This is a genomic window from Nonomuraea deserti (genome assembly GCF_004348685.1).
GTDB classification, from domain to species: domain Bacteria; phylum Actinomycetota; class Actinomycetes; order Streptosporangiales; family Streptosporangiaceae; genus Nonomuraea; species Nonomuraea deserti.
This window is the reverse complement of record NZ_SMKO01000214.1, coordinates 1-17894: the sequence shown is the minus strand read 5'-3', so window position 1 is coordinate 17894 and position 17894 is coordinate 1. Positions and strand designations below refer to the sequence as shown.

The following is a 17894-nucleotide window of genomic DNA, read 5'->3' as shown; positions in this document are numbered from 1 at the left end:
GCGGCGGCCATGACGCCGTGCACGGCCGCTGTGATGCGGTCGGCGGCGCGCTCGGGGTCGGGCTGGCCGGCGTCCAGCCAGGCGATGACGGCCTCCAGCGTGAAGGCGGGGATAAGGTTCGCGGCCCAGTCCAGCCAGTGCCCTTCGGGGATCTGCCTGGCGAGGTTGCGGCGGGCGATCTCGCGGGAGGCGGCGGTGATGGAGTCGATCAGGTCGCGGAAGTCGGGCTCGCGGGCGGCGTAGTGGAACAGCAGCTTGAACCCGTCGGGGTCGGCGGTGGCGGCGTGCAGCAGGGCGGGGATGGCGCTCTCGTCGAAGTCGTCGGCGCCGGTGGCCTCGGCCAGCCGGGTGCAGGCCCGGTCGAGGACAGCCCGGTACAGGTCGGCCTTGGAGTCGAAGTGCCGGTAAAGCATCGCGCGGGTGAGCTCGGCCTCGGCGGCGATGTCGTCGAGGCCGGTGCCGGCGTATCCGGCGCGGGCGAAGGCGCGGGTGGCCGCGTCCAGGATCTGCGCGCGCCGCTCCGCGCGGCGCATTCTGCGCACCCGCTGGGCCGGTACGGCCCCGACGGCTCTGTGGTGGCTCTCGCCTGCTTCGGGCTTGCTCATCCCACCTCCACTTGTAGAAGCCAAAGTATATATGTAGCTTAATATACATTGAAGTATACAAATCTGTGTTTACCTCGTTGGAGGAGCCATGCCGTCTGCCCCCGCCCAGCTCCCGTACGACCAGTCCGGCCCGCTGCAGCCACCGCCATTGCTGCGCCGGCTGCAGGCCCAGGGCCCGATCCACGCCATCCGCACCGCCACCGGCGATCCCGCCTGGCAGGTCACCGGCTACGCGGAGGTGCGCGCCTTGCTGGACGACGACCGGCTCGGCCGCGCCCACCCCGAGCCCGAACGCGCCTCCCGCACCGGCGAGTCGGAGCTGTTCGGCGGCCCGCTCGGCGGCTTCGACACCGAGCAGGCCGACCACCAGCGGATGCGCTCCCTGCTGCAGCCCCACTTCTCGCCCAGACGCATGCGCGCCCTGCGTGGCCGCGTCGAGGAGCTCACCACGCGGCTGCTGGACGAGCTGGCCACCGCTGGGCCGCCCGCCGACCTGCACGCCGCGCTCGCGCTGCCGCTGCCGATCGCGGTCATCTGCGAGCTGCTGGGCGTCCCGTACGCCGACCGCGAGCAGTTCCGCGCCTGGACGCAGGACACCGCCGACGTCACCGACCGGGCACGTTCCGCGCAGGGCCTGGGCGCGCTGTTCAGCTACGGTCAGCAGCTCGTGGCCGGCAAGCGGGCGGCCGGCGACCCGGACGCCGATGTGATCTCCCGGCTGGCCGCCACCGAGGGAGTGAGCGATGACGAGGCCGCCGCGATGGGCATGTTCCTGCTGTTCGCCGGGCACGAGACCACGGTCACCGCGATCGGCCGGGGCGTGCTGTGGCTACTGGCCACCCCCGGCCAGTGGCAGGCCCTGGTGGACGATCCGTCCCGGATCGACGCCGCGGTGGAGGAGATCCTGCGCGCGCCCGGCCTGGGTGGCGGCGGCATCCCCCGTTATGCCCGCACCGACCTGGAGATCGCCGGCACGCAGGTGCGGGCGGGGGATCTGGTGCTGCTGGACACCGGCGCGGCCAACCACGACCCGGCCATGTTCGCCGACCCCGACCGGTTCGACGTCGACCGGCCCGTCGCGGCGCACCTGACGTTCGGGCACGGCGCCCGCTACTGCATCGGCGCGCCGCTGGCGCGCATCGAGCTGCAGGTCGTCTTCTCCCAGCTCACCGCCCGCTTCCCGTGGTTGGCGCTGGGCTGCGCGGTGGAGGAGCTGACCTTCGACACGCGCACGCTGACCGGCGGGCTGACCGCCCTGCCGGTCACCTGGTGACCACCATGAGCGCCGCGAGGACGAGCAGGAAGATGAGCAGGGGACGGCCGCTGTTCGGCCGGATCTATCCGAAGATGGCCGCCGGCATGGATCGAGGCGGCATGACGGAGCGCCGCCGCGAGCTACTGGCGGGCCTGACCGGTGAGGTGGTCGAGGTTGGCGCCGGGCACGGCGTCAACCTCGCGCACTACCCGGCCGAGGTGAGCCGGGTGGTGGCGGTCGAGCCGGAACCGCGCCTGCGCGCGCAGGCGCAGGCCGCCGCCGCCGAGGCGGCGGTGGCTGTGGAGGTGGTGCCGGGCGTGGCCGAACGGCTGCCGGTGGCCGCTCAGAGCGTGGATGCGGTGGTGTTCTGCATGGTGCTGTGCTCGCTGCCCGACGTCGGCACGGCGCTGGCCGAGGCGCGGCGGGTGCTCAAGCCCGGCGGGCAGCTGCGTTTCCTGGAGCACGGGCGCGCCGACACCCCCGGGCTCGCCCGGGTGCAGGACGTGCTCGATGCCACCATCTGGCCGCTCATGGTCGGCGGCTGCCACCTCGGCCGCGACGCCGAGGCCGCGATCGGGCAGGCCGGCTTCCACATCGATCACGTGGATCGTTTCCTGTTCCCGCCCTCGCGTACCCCGGTCTCCTTCCACATTCTCGGCACGGCCGTGCGTGACGGCGAAGGGTGAGCGGCGATGGACGAGCAGCGTGCAGAACGTCGGCAGAGGCCTTCTTCGGCCGGGACAAGCAGGAGGAACGTCATGGAGACCGCATCCCTCACACTGACCGGGGCCGGCTTCGGGTGGGCATGGTGCAACTGGATGACGCGCCGGAGCTGGCGGGCCGGTTCGAGGTCATGGCGCTGCCGACACTGATCGTCTTCGTCGGTGGGGTGGAGAAGAAGCGGCTGAGCGGCGCCTTCACCAAGCTCGACCTGCTCGCTGAGCTCAGGGAGTTCCTCGCCTGAGTCGCGGGCGAGGCTGGCAGTCGCGAACGCTGCGGTTCCGAGCCTCGCCGCTCCTGTCAGTGTGAGGGTTCGGTGATCCAGCGGGCGGCGAGCAGGCCGGAGGCCGCGGTGAGGACGGCGGCGGCGATGACGGTGGCGTTCAGGCCGAAGGCGTCGGCCAGCAGGCCGGCGAGCAGGGCGCCGGCGGCGTAGCCGATGTCGCGCCAGAACCGGTAGGTGCCCAGCGCGTTGGCCCGCCAGGCCGGGTGGGCGTGATCGGAGACCGAAGCGATCAGCGCCGGGTAGACCATCGCGGTGCCGATCCCGAGCGCCACGGCGGACAAGACGCCGCCGACCTGCTGGCCCGCTCCATAGCCAAACGGATGAGGCCCTGGCGGAGCGGGCCAAGAAGGGCGAGGCTCGCCGCCTGCTGATGGATGTGATCCTCCCGATCCTGGTCGACCCCGGGATCTCGGATGAGCAGGTGGGCGGGATCTTGCGTGAACGCATCGGGATGGACAAGCTCCGCGAGGTCTCCGCGATCAACTGGAAACCGTTGCCGCGCGACCACGGCCTCCTGGCCGCGCTGGAGGCCTCCTACACCTACCTGCGCAAGTTCACTCCCAAGGTGCTGTCGGCGGTCGACTTCCAGGGTGGCCCCGGCGCCGCCGATCTGATGGACGCCCTCGAGGTTTTGAAGGAGCTGAACCGGACCGTTGGCCGAAGGTCCCGGCCGGGACGCCGACGTCGTTCGTGCCCGCCCGGTACGCCGATTACTTGGCCAAGGCCCGAAAGACAGGTGGTGAGAAGGCGTTCCGGCACTACTGGGAGCTGTGCCTGGTGCTCGCGCTGCGGGACGGGCTCCGCTCGGGGGATGTGTTCGTTCCCGGGTCTCGCCGGTACGCCGATCCCGGCACCTACCTGTTCACCCCGGAGCAGTGGGAGGGCCGGCGGGCGGAGTTCTGCCAGCTGGTCCGCAAGCCCGCCCGCGCTGCTGAGGCGATCGACCAGGTGAAGGAGGAACTGCACCAAGCTCTGGAAGATCTCGAAGAGACCCTGGCGAACGCCGCGCCGAACGACGTGGGCGCGGTTCGGCTGGACGAGGCGAGGCAGCTCGTCATTCCGCCGCTGTCGGCAGAGGACATCCCGGCCGAGGCCAAGGCGCTGCGGGAGGAGTTGTCGGGGATGCTGCCGTTCGTGCCGATCGCCTCGCTGCTGATCGAGTTGGACGCCCGCACCCACTTCCTGGACTGCTTCACCCATGCCGGCGGCCGCAGGACCAAGCTGTCGATCGAGCAGAAGCGCAACAGCCTCGCGGTCTTGATCGCCGGCGCCACCAACCTCGGGCTCACCCGCATGTCCGAGGCCGTGCGGCGTCTTCTACGACACCCTCGCCTGGACCCAAGAGTGGTAGGTGCGCCGTCAACGCCCGCCTCCCGTAGCGCGTTCAGCAGAACGGGCACCCAGTAGGGGTTGTCGGGAGAGGCATGGTAGGCGGCGCGTTCGGCCAGGGCGGCGACTTGCTCGGTCGCGCCCACCCTCCGTAGCGCGTCCAGCAGCGCGGTCACGCTGTTCAGGTGGTTGACAGAGGCGTCGCGGGTGAGATCTCGGTTCTGCTCAACTCTCGCATCATCGACGCCTCTTTCGAGACCGACGAGCAGTACGAGGGTTGCCTGTTCTTCTTCGACGTGCGCGGCCTGGTTGGTCTGCCGCTCACTCTGGAGGTGGAGCACGCCACCCTTGACGGGCAGCAGAAGATCACCAGCTTCCCGTACGGTGTGGCCCGGCTCGTCGCTCATGGGTCGACCATCTGGCTGGGCGCCTGTATACCAGTCGGATGCGCGAGGGTGTCACCCCGATCCCGGTGGAGGAGTATCGCGGCATCGGCCGACCCTGGACCCCGCGCGGGAGCACGCCCCATCGCTAAGATCAGCGCGCGGCTTCCCCTCGGCGCGCGACCAACTGACGGGCGTGCCTGGGTCGCACCGAACTGGCTGCCTGGCCGTCCGCGAAAGCCACCCAGGCGTCCACTGACCACCAGTGGCCGGACTTCTCACCCGGCCTGGCCGACACCATCCGCGAGCACTTCCCCGATCTGCCCCCGGCCGCCGTCGCCCTCGCGCTGCGCATGTGGGGCCGCATGCACGGCCTGATCTCCCTGGAGGTCTACGGCCACCTCGGCACCCGGACCGGCGATCCCGCCAAGCTCTACCACGCCGAGCTGCTCGACCTGCTCAGATCGCTGAGGCTCGACGTGGAGCATGCACGCCACCTGGGGACACCGCGACCATCGACCTGAGCCTTTGGACGATGTGCCGCACAAGGGGCCGATGCTCCGGGATCGGGGGGCGCGGGGATCTTCGTACCCGATCCGATGGTTACGACGCTTGCCGGTGCCGATGCCGGTAGCGCAGGGGCGCCTCGCCCACCTCGCGTTTGAAGGCGGTGCTGAAGGCGCTTTCCGAGGCGTAGCCCAGCTGTGCGGCAAGTGCCCCTATCCGGACGTCGTCGTCGCGCAGCGCCCGCTGGGCCAGCAGCATCCGCCATGAGTTGAGGTAGGCCAGCGGGGGCATACCCGCCACGGAGCGGAAGCGCACGGCGAACGATGTCCGCGACATCGCCGCGGCACGGGCCAGCTCCTCCAGCCCCCAGGATCGCCCCGGCTGGCCATGCATGAGAGTCAGCGCAGGACGCAGCCGGTCGTCGGTCATCGCCCGCAGCCATCCCGGCGGCAGCTCGGCTGCCTCGGCCAGGCCGAGGTAGGCCCGGAGCACCTCGAGGAGCAGCAGCTGGGCGTGCTGGCGTACTGCGAAGGCGGCACCCATCCGCTCGCCCGTCACCTCTTCGACCAGCCGGTCGACGGACGCGCGCAGGGTGTGCGTGGCGGCATGGGAGGCTGGGATGAACGCCACGGGCGGCAGCGCCTGTGTCAGCAGCGCCGCACCGGCCGGGTTGAGGTCGACGTGACCGCCGAGGAGGACGTCGTCGACGGCGAAGTCCGCGCCGCCGACGCGCACGGCATACTGGCCTGGCTCCGGCGTGAACTCCATGGGTGGACCGTCACCGGCGCCGCCCTCGGCGCGCAGCCATGAGCGGCCGGTCAGGACCGCGACGTCGCCGGCTTCCATGTCGATCGGGGCGTCGAGCCCATCGGTCGACAGCCGGCACCGGCCGCGAACCATCATCGTCAGCTTCAGCGGGTTTTCGATGACGGACTGCGTGACCCAGTGCCCGCGCACCGCGACCGCGCCGGAGATCTGGCCGCGAACCTCAATGAGGTCGAACACCTCCGACAAATGATCAATGACCATGTCTGAACTTTCACGAAGAAAATATGACCTGTCAAGCATTCTCCGTCCAATTGAACCTCTGCAGACTGGAGCCATGACCACAACTCTGGAACATCAGCAGCCGCTCGGCTCGGGCTTCACCGCGTTCACCACCACCGATGAAGTCCTCGCCGGCATCGACCTGACGGGCAAGAACGTCATCATCACCGGGGGCCACAGCGGCCTCGGACTGGCGAGCACCGAGGCACTCAGCAAGGCCGGCGCTTCCGTCACCGTAGCGGCCCGCGACACCAACGCCGCGGCCGCCGCAGTGGCGGGCATCGACGGCGTCCAGGTCGAACAGCTGGACCTGCTCACCCCGGAGTCGATCGACGCCTTCGCCGCCGCCTACGTGAGCTCCGGCCGGCCGCTGCACATCCTGATCAACAACGCGACCGCCGTCAGCCGTGAGCTCGTCGTGGATGCGCGCGGGCACGAAGCCACCTTCGCCGTCGCCTACCTCGGCCACTTCCAGCTGACCCTCGGCCTGCTCCCCGCCCTGCGCGCCGCCCGTGGCGCCCGGGTCGTCAACGTGGCCTCCGGCAGCCACCGCCTCACCGACATCCGCTGGGACGACCTGAACTTCACCGGCGGCTACGACAGCAACCTCGCATACGGCCAGTCCAAGACCGCCCTGATCCTGTTCGCCACCGAACTGGATCGCCGCTGGGCCACCGACGGCATCCGCGGTTACAGCCTGCACCCGGGCATTTCCATAGCCACGTCCCTGCACAAAGAGTCCGGATCGCTCTACGACCTGGCCCAGTTGCGGGCCCTGGGCCTGATCGGCGACGACGACCAGCCGATCATCGACCCCGAGCGCGAAAAGAAGACCCCGCGGCAGGCCGCGGCCACGATCGTGTTCGCGGCGGCCAGTCCTCTGCTCGACGGCATTGGCGGCGTCTACCTGAAGAACTGCGACATCGCCCCGGTCGACAGTCGCCCCCTCACGCCGGAGATGCTCGCCATCGGCGACATCAGCACCGACCTCGCTCCGTACGCCGTCGACCCCGCCTCGGCCCGCCGCCTCTGGGCTCTTGCGGAACGTCTCTTGGCGGGGTCTGTCCAGTAAACCGCACAGTCCCTCTTGGCCAACTAGGCCGCTGGTCCAGGAAACGTCGTGAAGATCTTGATGGGTGAGCCGGCATGAGCCGGCTCACCCTCTTGTCATGCAGTGATCGGGTTGAGGATGCAGATGCCGCCGGTGCGGGCGAGTCCGCGGTTGATCAGACGGCGGAGGTCGAGGGCGGCGGCGCGGTGGAGGAGCCGGCGGTCGTAGGCGGCGGTGCCGCGGTCGGCGTGTGGGGGGTGGCGTGGTCGAGTGTGCTGAGCTGGCGAGAAGGCGGAGTTTGTCGTCGGAATAAGTTGCGGACTGGGCGCCGTAGGCGACCAGGGTGAGGCCGTCGGTGGCCAGGTCCAGGGATTCGTAGGTGAGGTGGAGCTCACCGACCACGGGATGGCGGACCGATTTGCGGCCGAGGCGGCGCTGGTGGACGTCGTGGCGGGCCCAGGGGACGCGGAAGTCGTCGCTGCGGGTGGACAGCTCGCCGATGATGTCGGTGAATAGGGGTCGCGGCCGGCCTGGGCGTGCAGGAGGGCGACGGTGACGTCGGCGTCACTGTCCCAGTCGCCCCAGAACTCGTGGGAGCGGGGGTCGAAGAAGGTGAACCAGGCGTGATTGGGGATGGCGCCGCGGGCCGCATCGAACATGGGTGCTAACAGGGCACGGCCGAGAGCGTTGGTGGCCAGGACGTCGCAGAGGCCGTTCTTGACGAATGCCGGGGCGCCCGTCATGGAGTCCAGGAGCCGCTGGACCGAGGGCCGCACCTGGCTGGGGGCAGGGCGGCGCCGCCGCGGACGAGGGCCCGCGGCACGGGCAAGATCCTCCAGGTGGATGCGTTCTTCGTCGTTGAGCCGCAGCGCGCGGGCCAGGGCGCCCAGGACGTGGTCGGACGCCCCTGACAGGTCGCCGCGTTCCAGGCGGGAGTAGTACTCAACGCTCACTCCGGCCAGCTGGGCGACTTCGGTACGGCGCAGTCCAGGGACCCGGCGGGCGAGCCGCACCCACCTCGGCCGACCCCGCGTTTGCTGCCAGCGCCCCGAGCGGGCCACTCACGCCGGGGTGGGCTGGCGGCGTCCGTACGGTTCGTTGCGTACGCGGTGCCGGTAGTGCAGCGGGGATTCGCCGATCTCGCGCTTGAAGGCGTTGCTGAAGGCCGCCTCGGAGGCGTACCCCAGGTCGGCGGCGAGGGCGCCGATGCGCGTGTCGTTCTGCCTCAGGGCGCGCTGCGCCAGGAGCATGCGGTAGCGACTGAGGTAGGTGAGCGGAGGCATGCCCGCCGCAGCGCGGAAGCGGCGGACGAAGGTGGATCGGGACATCGCGGCGGAGCGCGCCAGCTCCTCCAGGCCCCACGGCGCGGCGGGCTCGTTGTGCATCAGGGCCACGGCCGGGCGCAGTCGCTCGTCGGTCAGCACCCGCAGCCAGCCCGGCAGGGCTTCCACCTGGTCGAGGTAGGCGCGCAGGACCGCGAGGAAGAGGAGCTGACCGTACTGCCGGATGGCAAAGGCTGAGCCGGTGCGGCGGCCCGCGACCTCGTCGAAGACCTGGTCGAGGAGGGTGCGCAGCGGGGCCGACGCTGAGGCCCTGACGACTCCCACCGGCGGCAGCGTCTGCAGCAACAGCTCCTGACCTGCCGGGTTGATGCCCACGGCGATGCCGAGCACGACATCGTCGGTGGTGGGATCCGCCTCGCTGAGACCGGTGAAATTCTCCTCGGGGCTGATCCGGTGGCGTGGACCGTCCCCCTGCGGGCCGCCCTCGTATTCGAGCCATGTGCGGTTGTTGAGGATGGCGACATCACCAGCGGAGAGTTCGACCGGCTCGTCGAGGCCGTCGGTCAGCAGCCGGCCGTGGCCGGACACCATGGCGATGAGCTTCATCGTGTCGTAGCACGGCGAGTGTGCCATCCACCGGCCGCGGGCCGCGAATCCGCCGGACACCGCGCCGTAGACCTCCACGAGGTCAAGCACCTCGGACAACTGATCTCCCACACTTGGGACTTTCGCACAAGAAACTAGGACTCACAAGTATTCAAAGTGCCATCCATGCTTGGCAGGCTGAATGTCACCGCGACGGTCGTCGTCGCTGCTAGGACCGAAGAAGGGCAAGACGATGGCACTTCAGTCCGCGGGCGAGGCCCGTACGATCATTCTCACCGGTGGCACCAGCGGCATCGGATTCGCCGCGGCCACCGCCATCCTCCGGGACGAGTACGGTCCCTGGCACCTGGTGTTGCCCGTCCGTGACGCCGCCCGTGGACGGGAGACTGTCGAGTCGTTGGCCTCCGCCGCAGCGAGCGGCAACACGGTCGAGGCGATGACGATGGACCTGTCCTCACTGGAGTCCGTCCGGACCTTCGCCGCGGAGCTGACCCGTCGCGTGACCTCGGAAACGATCCCGCCGGTGCACGCGCTGGTGTGCAATGCGGGCGTGCAGATGGGCACGAACCTCATCCACACGGCCGATGGCTTCGAATCCACCTTCGCCATCAACCACCTGGGCCACTTCGTACTGGTCAACGCGCTGCTGCCCGTGCTGAGCGCCCCGGCGCGTGTGCTCGTGACCTCCAGCGACACCCACGACCCGGCGCTCAAGTTGGGCCCCGCCCCGGCCTGGAGCAGCGCGGATGCCCTGGCGCGGGGCGAGCTCGCAGTGGCGGCGAAGCCGGACAACGCGTTCGTCGCCGGGCAGCGGCGTTACAGCACGTCCAAGCTCGCGAACCTCTACTTCACCTACGCGCTGGCCCGTCGTCTGCCCGAGGGTGTCACGGCCAACGCCTTCAACCCCGGCATGGTGCTCGGAACCGCCCTGGGCCGCTCACTGCCCGCCCCGGTGCGGTTCATCTCCAGGCATGTCCTTCCACGCCTGACCTGGCTACTGCGCCGGGTGGTGTCCCCCAACATCAACTCGGCCGCCGAGTCCGGGGCCGCGCTGGCCTGGCTGGCAACCGCGCCGGAACTCGCAGGCACCACAGGCACATACTTCGACGGCCGCACACAGGCCCGCTCCTCGGAGGAGTCCTACGACACCGCGCGCGCCGAGCAGCTGTGGTCCGGCAGCCAGGAGCTGACCGGCACACGTGTCTGACCGAAATTTTCCCTTCGATCCCAAGTGAGCTCCATGATCACCACCAAGGAGACGAGACCATGAAAAACATCGCTGTGCCGACCCTTTCAACGGCCGAGCGCGACCGCCGTTGGGATCTCACCCGGGCGTTCATGGCCCGTGAGGGCCTGGACGCTCTGCTCGTTTTCGGCGAGCACGAGGACTCAGGGCCTGCCCGGGTCGCCTACGACACGTGGTTAACCAACGAGCGCCCCGGAACGACCGTCGTCTTCCCCCGCGACGGCGAGCCGATCGTGCACCTGCCGGGACCGATGTTCATCCTGGACCATCTGGAGTCCAACCGGCGTGGTGACCGATCCTGGATCCCGCCGCGGAACCTGCGCGCCTCACGCACCTCCACCCAGATCGCGGACACGCTCGCCGAGCTGGGCCTGAGCAGGGAGAACATCGGCGTCGTAGGACTCGGGGCACATCTGCCGTGGCATCCTGAAGGCATCCTGCCCCACACGCTGTGGAGCCGGGTGCTGGACAAGCTCCCGAACGTCGAATTCCGGCAGATGGACATCGCCGTCGCCCTGATGACGATGCGGCTCGGCGACGAAGAGATTCCCCTCGTGCGGCGCTCCGCGGAGATCGGAGACGCCATGGTGCAAGCCATGGTCGATACCGCGGGCCCAGGGGTGTCCGAGGCGGAGGTCTACGCCGCGGGCATGGCCGAAGGCTTTCGGCGCGGGACGCTCCCCGCGGCCATGCACCTATGGTCAGGCCGCGACCCCGTCGCCTCGGGGATACCCGCATGGGGCTACCGTGCCCAGACGCCGCGCGCGCTGGCCGACGGGGACGTCATCTATGCCGAGGTGTTCTCCCAATTCGGCGGGCGCCACACGCAACACCAGGTCACGATCGCGATCGGCGACGTGCACGAAGACTTCTGGCGCGCGGGCGACGTCGCGCAGCAGTCCTACCACGCCGGACTGGCGACGCTCCGGCCAGGGCGGACCTTCGGCGACGTCGTGGAAGCGATGCACGCACCGCTCGACGCGCACGACGGGCAGATGTACCTCATCGCCGCCCACTCGATCAACGCTCTCCTCGCGGCCGGCAAGAACCGCGCAGACATCAGCCTGCTCCCAGGTGCCGAGGCGTACCCGCCTGTGCACGCTCACCCCACCTTCATGGCTGACCTGGTGCTGGAGCCCGGGATGTGTTTCATCCTAGAGCCGCAGTATGCCTTCGGTCGTCACCTTGCCCACGTCGGCGGCACCGTGATCGTGACGGAGGACGAGCCCATCGCGCTCAGCCCGCTGACCAGCGAGGTGCTGCGCGCCCGGCGGTGACGAACCGTGGGCCGGGCTCGTGGCGTCGCTCCGCCACGAGCCCGCGCCTCCGCAGTGACTGAATACACCTCGACGGCCCCGTCGCTTACGCCGCCGACGCGCTGGACGCGCCCACCGGCCGCGAGGGCGAGGGCATTGAGCCGCTGCCTGATGAGCTCCCGACGGTCCTGACCAGTCAGAAGATACAGTCGAAGATCGATAAGCTCGCGGCGACCGGCTTGGAGGAGCGACATCTCCTACTCCACGTGCGTCCATCAGCCCACAGTTTCCCCGTCTACGACGGGTTGTCCTTCGGCGGACAGCTCCCCAGTAGACCCGCGTGCCTGCCTGGCAGCCTAACCAAGTATGGCTCGTCAGCGGCTGGGCGGTCGGTGATGTGGTGCGGGCCCTCGCTGACGGGACGTGGCATCGCGACCACCCATTCGACACTCGCTCCAGTAGCTGATGGTGTCGTGTGGGCTTCCCCAAAAGCGCTGAAGGATATCGGCCACTTATCTCCAAAGTCGCAGCGGATAAGACGAATTATCCGCTGAAATGGCTAAGATCTCAGTGGATAACGTCGCCGCCGGAGAATCAAAAGCCGTGGCTGAACTCAGCGGATAATAGGGAGCGGGCGCCGATGACGGATCCCAACTCGCACCGGACCGGGCAGCCCGAGGCCGACGCGCTCCTTGACCGAGCCGACACCGAGCGCCGCGCGGTGGCCGAGCTCGTGACGATCAACCACGCCGAGGACCTCGTCACCCACGTCCGGCAAGCCGACCTCGCCGCCGAGCACCAGGCGCTGCATGAGCGGTACGAACAGGCGGAAGCCGAGCTGGCCGCCGCCACGGCCAGCGGCGATCCGGCCCGGATCGCCGGGGCCCGCCGCGTCCGCGACGAGGCGAGCGCCACCTGCGACCGCGCTGGCCGCACGCTGCGCGAGGAACTGGCGGGACTGGCGGAGGCGGGGCTTCGAGCGCACCGGCGAGTTGCTGGCGAAGATGCGCACCGCCTGGCGGACCGAGGACACCGCACGCAAGGCGCTCCGGCGCAGCACCCGGGATGCCGGCCCGCTCGACGGCGACGCTGACGGGCGGGGGTGACCGCGTCATGCCGCGCTGCCGGACCATCCCAGGACCGCGGAGTTCATCCCGAAGATCCTGGCGGTGAACGGGAAGAGGATGGGGTCGAGCACGCGGTGCTGTTCCGCGCTCACGACCTGCACGCTTCACCGGCCTGACCACGGCCACGCCCGCCGCCCCGGGGCGTCATCGAGTGCTGCCCGTGGCGGTCGTCCTGTGGTTGGATCGGCTTGACGGAACACGGCAACAGTAGGTCCTCTGCCTCGTCAGGATATTCGACCTGTCAGCGACTACCTTCGAGGAACGTCTCCATGGACAGTTCCGCGCCACTCCATCCCGATCTCGCCGAACCGCCCGATCCCCGCTCCGCCGCCGACGCCGCCGAACTGGTCGCGCTGCTGGGACGGTTGCGCCTGTGGGCGGGCCGCCCGTCGCTGCGGCTGCTGGCCCGCCTGGCCAGGAAGGGCCCGCGCGACGTGACGCCCCTGCCTGACAGCACCATCTCGTACGTGCTCGCCGGCCGCGGCCTGCCCCGCCTGCCGCGGCTGGAGTTCGTCGAGGAGTACGTCGCGGCCTGCCTGAAGGCGTGCGACTTCTCTGCGGCGGAGATCGAGGCGCAGCTGCTGTTGTGGCGAGAGACGTGGCGCCGCATCAGCCTGGGCGACGTCGCCCCGCCACCATCGCGGCCGGAAGAGCTCGCCCCGCAGCCGGAAGAGCCCGCCCTGCCGCCTCAGCCCGAGCCCGCCCCGCTGCCCCAGCCCGAGCCCTCCTCGCGGTCCGGCCGGCCACGACGGGTGATGGCCCTGGTGGCGGTGGCGGTGGTGGCCGCGACGGCCGCCTTTCTCGTGCGGGGCGAGCCCCGTACCGAGAGCACGTTCACGCCCGCCGCGACCACCGACTCCGACGACATGAGCGTGCACTTCCTGGCCGCCGCCGACGCCTCCACCGTCACCCACGCCTCGGGGACCCGGCTGGAGGAGACGGGCCCCACGCTCCCGGCCGGCCGGGCGGTCGACGGCCGCACCTACCGCACGTACCTGCGCTTCGACCTGCCCCGTGCCGACGGCAGGCAGCCGCGTGCGGCGGAGCTGGTGTTGTGGAACCACGAGTCGTCGTCGTGCGGCACGCCGCGCCCCACCCTGCAGGTGCGGCGCCTCACCTCGGCCTGGCAGGGACGGCCCGCCACCACGGCTGCCGACGCCGTGTCCACCGGCAAGGCGTTCGGTGCTCCCGGCTGCGCGGCCGACTATCTCCGCCTCGACGTCACCGGCATCGTACGGGCGTGGGCGCGCGGCGCGCCGAACCACGGCCTGCAGCTGCGCGCGGCGCCCGGCGCGTCGGCCCCGCACGTCCACACGTTCTACGCCACGGAACGCGGCGAGGAAGGCGGCGCGCCCGAGCTGGACATCACCTACAACACGCCACCGCCGGCCCCCGCGCGGCTCGGTGACACGACCGCGACGGGCGCCGGGGGCGTGCGCGTAGCCACGACCGCGGAGTTCTCCATGTGGGCGCTCATCGCCGACGCCGACGGGGAGTGGGTGGACGCGCGTTTCGAGATCTCCCACGATCCCGCGTACGGGCGCGGCGGCGTGGTGTGGACGGGTGCGGGCTCGTCCAGCGCCCAGGAGGCCGCCAGGATCACCCTCGACAGCCGCGTGCTGACCCCCGGCGGCCGGTACCGCTGGCGGGTGCGAGGCGACGACGGCAGCGCGATGGGACCATGGTCGCCCTACCTGGCCTTCCATGCGGCGCCCAAACCTGCCCAAGGTCATCCAAGCTCGCCTTCCTAGCTGGACAGCGGCGGGCATCAGCGGCGGCAATGGAGGGCGGACGGGGCGGACCGGCCGCCCGCCGACGGGTGAGGGCGCCGCATGCTCCGTGTGCTCGTGGTAGACGACCAGCCTCTGGTACGGGTGGGCCTGATCGCCCTCGTACGGAACGCGCCCGCGATGAAGGTGGCCGGGCAGGCCGCGAGCGGCGAGGAGTGCGTGCAGGTGAGCGGGACCGCCGAGCCTGACGTGATCGTCATGGCCGCGCGGATGCCGGGCATGGGCGGCATCGCCGCCGCCGAGAGGGTCCAGGCGGCGGACCACCGGCCCGCCGTGCTGCTGCTGACCGAGGTGGACTCGTGCGCGGACGCCCAGGCCGCGCTGCTCGCGGGCGCGTCCGGGCTCCTGCCGCGCGACACCCCGCCCGAACGGCTGCTGGCCGCCGTTCGCGCCGTCGCCGACGGGGAGGTCGTGTTGTCGCCCGCGCTCGCCAGGCGGCTCGTGGAGCGCGCGGGGCCGGTCGCCGGCGTCACGCCCGCGTTCGCGTGCCTGACCGCGCGCGAGCACGAGGTGCTCCGGCTGACCGGGCAGGGCCTGTCCAACCGGGTCATGGCCGGGCGGCTCGGCGTGAGCGAGGCCACGGTCAAGACGCATCTCAACCGGCTCATGGCCAAGCTGGAGCTGTCCAGCAGGGCCGAGGTGGTGGTGCTCGCGTACGAGTCCGGGCTGGTGGTGCCCGCGTACCGCGCTGGGTGGAGCGAGCGCGTACCGCCGAAGTTGAGGCGATCCACCGCGGTGGGCTGACGACGGCCGGCCCCCGCGCGAATAGCGTGACCGGTCGGGAGCTCCCAGGTCGACGTCCGTTCCATCGTCCAGAACCGGAGAAGCCCATGGCCAGACATGTCCTGTTGTACCACGGCAAATGCGGCCGGTGCCGCGATCTCGCCGCCAAGGTCGTGGCGATCTCGGCCGGCCGGATGGAGGCCGTCGGCCTCGACGATCCGCAGGCCGCGACGTGGGCGCGGGACGCCGGGCGCGAGGTGCCCGACCGGCCCGCCCTGGTCGTCCTGTCCGGCACGAGCACCCGCCTGCACACGGGCGTCCGCATGGTGGCGGCGCTCGTCCGGCTGCTCGGTGTACGCGACAGCGCGGCCGTGCTGAGAGCGCTGAGCGAGGACGGCCGGCCGGCCAGCGACAGCCGCCGCGCGCTCTTCCGCGCCGGGATCGCCGGTCTCGGCGTGATAGCCGGCGGGGCGCTCCTGCCCGGCACCGCGTCCGCCGCCCCTCCCGACCTGACCCCCGAGCAGCGGCAGCGGCTGCTGAGCCAGGCGGCCGCCTACGATCGGCTCGACGTGGTCCAGGCGCGGCTGCGTGACAACGGCTTCCAGACGGTCGCCTCCGACGAGGTCGTGCTCGGCACCGTGGGCGACGCGATCGTCCTGTCGTTCTACGGCAGCGCCGACGCCGACCCGGCCAGGGCCGCGGTGCTGGCCAGGATCGTGGAGGGCGGCCGGGTCACGGACGCCTCCCTGGAGTTCGCCGGCACCGACCGGCGCGCCCTGCTCGGCGCCCGGCCGTTCGACGTGAGCGCGGTGCGGTTCGCCGGCGTGTCACTGGCGCGGGCCGGAGAGATGGAGACGTACGGCAAGAAGGAGTATCTCGCCTGCATGTTCACGTGCATCGGCGGCAACTGCCGTGACCGCGCCGACAACTGCCTCAAGATTCCCATTCTCAACGTCGTGCTGGCCTGCATCGTCGCCGTCTGCGGGTCGCAGGCGTACAGTTGCCACAAGACCTGCAAGAGCAGATGGTGACACGGCACCCATGACCGACCGGCATGAGCGGCGCGCCGTGACCGGCGCGGCTGACGCGGAGCGCGCGGGAGCGCTGGCCCAGCGGCTCCTGCGCGCGGGCCCCGTGCAGGCCAGGATCGGCCTGGTCGTCGGGTCGTCCCTGACGACGACGTCGGTGCTGATCGCCGACCTGACCGCCGACCGGTCTCTGGGCCTGGTGACCACGGTCATGAGCGGCGCCGGGCCCACGCCCGCCGTGCCCCAGTACTACGCGGGCGGAGCGCTGCTGATGCCGGTCGAGACCGGGGACGGGTCGTTCTGGGCCGAGGTCGGCGAGATCACGTTCTGGGACTCCGGGGTCGGCCTGTCCCTGGCGGTGGCGGGGATCACCTCCGGCGGCGACCTCGACCCCGGGCTCGCCCTCGCCGCCACCCCGCCGCCGCTGGCGTACGGGCTGGAGCGGTCGCTGGCCGATCTGGGCTGGCAGGAGCGCTCCTACCGGGCGCCGGCCCGCGCCTGGCTGCTCGGCGACGGCATGGACCTGGAGATGACGCTGGGAGAGGAACGCGGCCTGGGGGTGGAACCGCTCGCGGTCGAGGTGTCCCTGCGTGCGGCCCCTGACGCCGTCTTCCCGCCGTGGCCGGTGCCGGACGCCGTCTACGACCCCGACTCATTCATCCGGGCGATCGTCGCCGACTGGCCGGACGACGTGCCGACGACCCCTTGGCGCGGCGCGTAGAGCGCCCTGCCCATCGGATCGCCGGTGGCCATGAGCGCTGGCCTGGACAGGCCGGACCGATGCCGGCACGCCCTCGAAGTCGGCGCCGCGGGCGGTCTCCGCCCACCGCTCGACCTGCGCCCTCTTTCCCGCGCCCGATGGCCGCACAGACTGGCGGCCAGGTCCTGCAGGGAAGCCTCCCTGGCATCTGACGGGAAGCTCGTTCTACGGATGGCGCGCGCTCGGCTGTGGGCTTTCCCGGCGGTGGTCCTGGTTATGGCCCGGTGCGCGTGGCGGCGGCTACTCGGAGGGCCTGCTGGAGCTGTCGAGGCCGGGTGCTCCGGCCGGGCCGTCGGGGTGTGGTAGATCCGGCAGGACAGCGTCGGAGCGGTGCCGGGTTCGGCGAACGGGTCGCGGCCGTCGATCAGGATCGTCGGGGAGCCGGTGAAGCCGGTCCGCTCGGCCTGCGCCTGATCGGGATCACCCTGGTGGTGAAACCGGTGGGGTGCAGCCCAGCCTGGCCCAGCGCCTCCTTCTCCGGGCCGTAGATGCGGCGGATGTTGGCCAGTTGCTGCTCGCGGGGGCTGTCGGAGTTGACGTTGGCCGGGCCCTCGGCGTCGAGCAGGAGACGGCGTGGCGGCTGCCGCTGAGTGACCTGCTAGAGGACGAGGCCGCCGCCGAAGGCGAGCTGCGCGTGATGGCCGCGACGTTCGGCGCGTCGGCCTCCGCCTCCGGATCGGGGTCGATCGCGATCGCCGCGGACAACAGCGGGATCGCTTCCACCGGCGACAACGCGACGAACGTGCAGATGCGGGCGGAAGCTTCGGGGCTGGGCCGCGTCTATCAGGCCGGGCGAGACCAGAGCATCAACGAACGATGAGCGTGCCCCCGCCGGCCGCAGGCGCGGAGCTGGCCCGGATGGAGGTGGCGTTGCGCGGTGGGGGTGGGGTGG

General features: G+C 70.9%; 18 protein-coding genes and 1 pseudogene. 14 read left to right on the top strand and 5 right to left on the bottom strand.

Going from position 1 to position 17894, the window contains the following annotated elements; all coding sequences use genetic code 11:
* Positions 1-605: TetR/AcrR family transcriptional regulator (locus E1292_RS43300; protein WP_132605368.1), on the bottom strand; the 605-nt coding region annotated here is incomplete at its 3' end.
* Between the two features lie 88 nt (positions 606-693).
* Here E1292_RS43300 and E1292_RS43295 point away from each other — a divergent pair.
* The 3 genes from E1292_RS43295 to E1292_RS43285 all read left to right on the top strand — a co-directional run bounded on the left by E1292_RS43295 (position 694) and on the right by E1292_RS43285 (position 2824).
* The gene (locus E1292_RS43295) at positions 694-1878 is read left to right on the top strand and encodes a cytochrome P450 (protein WP_132605366.1); all 1185 of its coding nucleotides are present in this window, start codon (positions 694-696) and stop codon (positions 1876-1878) included.
* Positions 1879-1883: 5 nt separating this feature from the next.
* Positions 1884-2546: a class I SAM-dependent methyltransferase gene (locus tag E1292_RS43290; RefSeq protein ID WP_246090736.1), complete on the top strand. Its 663-nt coding sequence runs from the start codon at positions 1884-1886 to the stop codon at positions 2544-2546.
* A 119-nt stretch (positions 2547-2665) separates the two neighbouring features.
* Positions 2666-2824 (top strand): thioredoxin family protein, encoded by a 159-nt coding sequence (locus E1292_RS43285; protein ID WP_132605364.1) that lies wholly within the window; start codon positions 2666-2668, stop codon positions 2822-2824.
* Between the two features lie 56 nt (positions 2825-2880).
* Here the strand turns inward: E1292_RS43285 and E1292_RS43280 are convergent, their stop codons facing one another.
* Complete coding sequence (locus tag E1292_RS43280; RefSeq protein WP_220447346.1) at positions 2881-3138, bottom strand: MFS transporter; 258 nt, start codon at positions 3136-3138, stop codon at positions 2881-2883.
* 442 nt (positions 3139-3580) lie between these two features.
* Between E1292_RS43280 and E1292_RS43275 the strand changes: the two genes are divergently transcribed.
* Complete coding sequence (locus E1292_RS43275; RefSeq protein ID WP_132605362.1) at positions 3581-4273, top strand: Tn3 family transposase; 693 nt, start codon at positions 3581-3583, stop codon at positions 4271-4273.
* 505 nt (positions 4274-4778) lie between these two features.
* The gene (locus tag E1292_RS54540) at positions 4779-5102 is read left to right on the top strand and encodes a WHG domain-containing protein (protein ID WP_165975040.1); all 324 of its coding nucleotides are present in this window, start codon (positions 4779-4781) and stop codon (positions 5100-5102) included.
* A 79-nt stretch (positions 5103-5181) separates the two neighbouring features.
* Here E1292_RS54540 and E1292_RS43270 read toward each other — a convergent pair whose 3' ends face one another.
* Positions 5182-6114: an AraC family transcriptional regulator gene (locus E1292_RS43270; RefSeq protein WP_132605360.1), complete on the bottom strand. Its 933-nt coding sequence runs from the start codon at positions 6112-6114 to the stop codon at positions 5182-5184.
* Between E1292_RS43270 and E1292_RS43265 the strand changes: the two genes are divergently transcribed.
* Positions 6113-7204, top strand: coding sequence for an SDR family NAD(P)-dependent oxidoreductase (locus E1292_RS43265; RefSeq protein ID WP_246090735.1), 1092 nt, complete (start codon positions 6113-6115; stop codon positions 7202-7204). The genes E1292_RS43270 and E1292_RS43265 overlap by 2 nt on opposite strands.
* Before the next feature lie 84 nt (positions 7205-7288).
* Here the strand turns inward: E1292_RS43265 and E1292_RS43260 are convergent.
* Positions 7289-8136 (bottom strand): annotated as a pseudogene (locus E1292_RS43260) (helix-turn-helix transcriptional regulator).
* A gap of 108 nt (positions 8137-8244) precedes the next feature.
* A complete protein-coding gene (locus E1292_RS43255) occupies positions 8245-9162 on the bottom strand; it encodes a helix-turn-helix transcriptional regulator (RefSeq protein WP_246090737.1) in 918 nt (305 codons plus the stop codon).
* Between the two features lie 142 nt (positions 9163-9304).
* Between E1292_RS43255 and E1292_RS43250 the strand changes: the two genes are divergently transcribed.
* The 8 genes from E1292_RS43250 to E1292_RS52400 all read left to right on the top strand — a co-directional run bounded on the left by E1292_RS43250 (position 9305) and on the right by E1292_RS52400 (position 17822).
* A complete protein-coding gene (locus tag E1292_RS43250) occupies positions 9305-10279 on the top strand; it encodes an SDR family NAD(P)-dependent oxidoreductase (protein WP_165975038.1) in 975 nt (324 codons plus the stop codon).
* Positions 10280-10338: 59 nt separating this feature from the next.
* Positions 10339-11595, top strand: a complete 1257-nt coding sequence (locus E1292_RS43245; protein WP_132605356.1) for a M24 family metallopeptidase — start codon at positions 10339-10341, stop codon at positions 11593-11595.
* Positions 11596-12214: 619 nt separating this feature from the next.
* The gene (locus E1292_RS43240) at positions 12215-12667 is read left to right on the top strand and encodes a hypothetical protein (RefSeq protein WP_132605354.1); all 453 of its coding nucleotides are present in this window, start codon (positions 12215-12217) and stop codon (positions 12665-12667) included.
* Positions 12668-12970: 303 nt separating this feature from the next.
* A complete protein-coding gene (locus E1292_RS43230; protein ID WP_132605352.1) occupies positions 12971-14452 on the top strand; it encodes a DNRLRE domain-containing protein in 1482 nt (493 codons plus the stop codon).
* 81 nt (positions 14453-14533) lie between these two features.
* Complete coding sequence (locus E1292_RS43225; RefSeq protein WP_132605350.1) at positions 14534-15235, top strand: response regulator; 702 nt, start codon at positions 14534-14536, stop codon at positions 15233-15235.
* Between the two features lie 86 nt (positions 15236-15321).
* Positions 15322-16245, top strand: coding sequence for a hypothetical protein (locus E1292_RS43220; protein WP_132605348.1), 924 nt, complete (start codon positions 15322-15324; stop codon positions 16243-16245).
* 10 nt (positions 16246-16255) lie between these two features.
* Positions 16256-16963 (top strand): hypothetical protein, encoded by a 708-nt coding sequence (locus E1292_RS43215; RefSeq protein ID WP_132605346.1) that lies wholly within the window; start codon positions 16256-16258, stop codon positions 16961-16963.
* Positions 16964-17447: 484 nt separating this feature from the next.
* On the top strand, positions 17448-17822 hold the full coding sequence (locus E1292_RS52400; protein WP_181958394.1) for a hypothetical protein: 375 nt from the start codon (positions 17448-17450) through the stop codon (positions 17820-17822).
* Positions 17823-17894 lie beyond the last annotated feature (72 nt).

Bases quoted from the DNA above. Each gene is read 5' to 3' on its own strand.
- E1292_RS43295 (WP_132605366.1), top strand. From the start codon at position 694: ATGCCGTCTGCCCCCGCCCAGCTCCCGTACGACCAGTCCGGCCCGCTG.
- E1292_RS43290 (WP_246090736.1), top strand. From the start codon at position 1,884: ATGAGCGCCGCGAGGACGAGCAGGAAGATGAGCAGGGGACGGCCGCTG.
- E1292_RS43285 (WP_132605364.1), top strand. From the start codon at position 2,666: ATGGTGCAACTGGATGACGCGCCGGAGCTGGCGGGCCGGTTCGAGGTC.
- E1292_RS43265 (WP_246090735.1), top strand. From the start codon at position 6,113: ATGTCTGAACTTTCACGAAGAAAATATGACCTGTCAAGCATTCTCCGT.
- E1292_RS43270 (WP_132605360.1), bottom strand. From the start codon at position 6,114: ATGGTCATTGATCATTTGTCGGAGGTGTTCGACCTCATTGAGGTTCGC.
- E1292_RS43250 (WP_165975038.1), top strand. From the start codon at position 9,305: ATGGCACTTCAGTCCGCGGGCGAGGCCCGTACGATCATTCTCACCGGT.
- E1292_RS43245 (WP_132605356.1), top strand. From the start codon at position 10,339: ATGAAAAACATCGCTGTGCCGACCCTTTCAACGGCCGAGCGCGACCGC.
- E1292_RS43240 (WP_132605354.1), top strand. From the start codon at position 12,215: ATGACGGATCCCAACTCGCACCGGACCGGGCAGCCCGAGGCCGACGCG.
- E1292_RS43230 (WP_132605352.1), top strand. From the start codon at position 12,971: ATGGACAGTTCCGCGCCACTCCATCCCGATCTCGCCGAACCGCCCGAT.
- E1292_RS43225 (WP_132605350.1), top strand. From the start codon at position 14,534: ATGCTCCGTGTGCTCGTGGTAGACGACCAGCCTCTGGTACGGGTGGGC.
- E1292_RS43220 (WP_132605348.1), top strand. From the start codon at position 15,322: ATGGCCAGACATGTCCTGTTGTACCACGGCAAATGCGGCCGGTGCCGC.
- E1292_RS43215 (WP_132605346.1), top strand. From the start codon at position 16,256: ATGACCGACCGGCATGAGCGGCGCGCCGTGACCGGCGCGGCTGACGCG.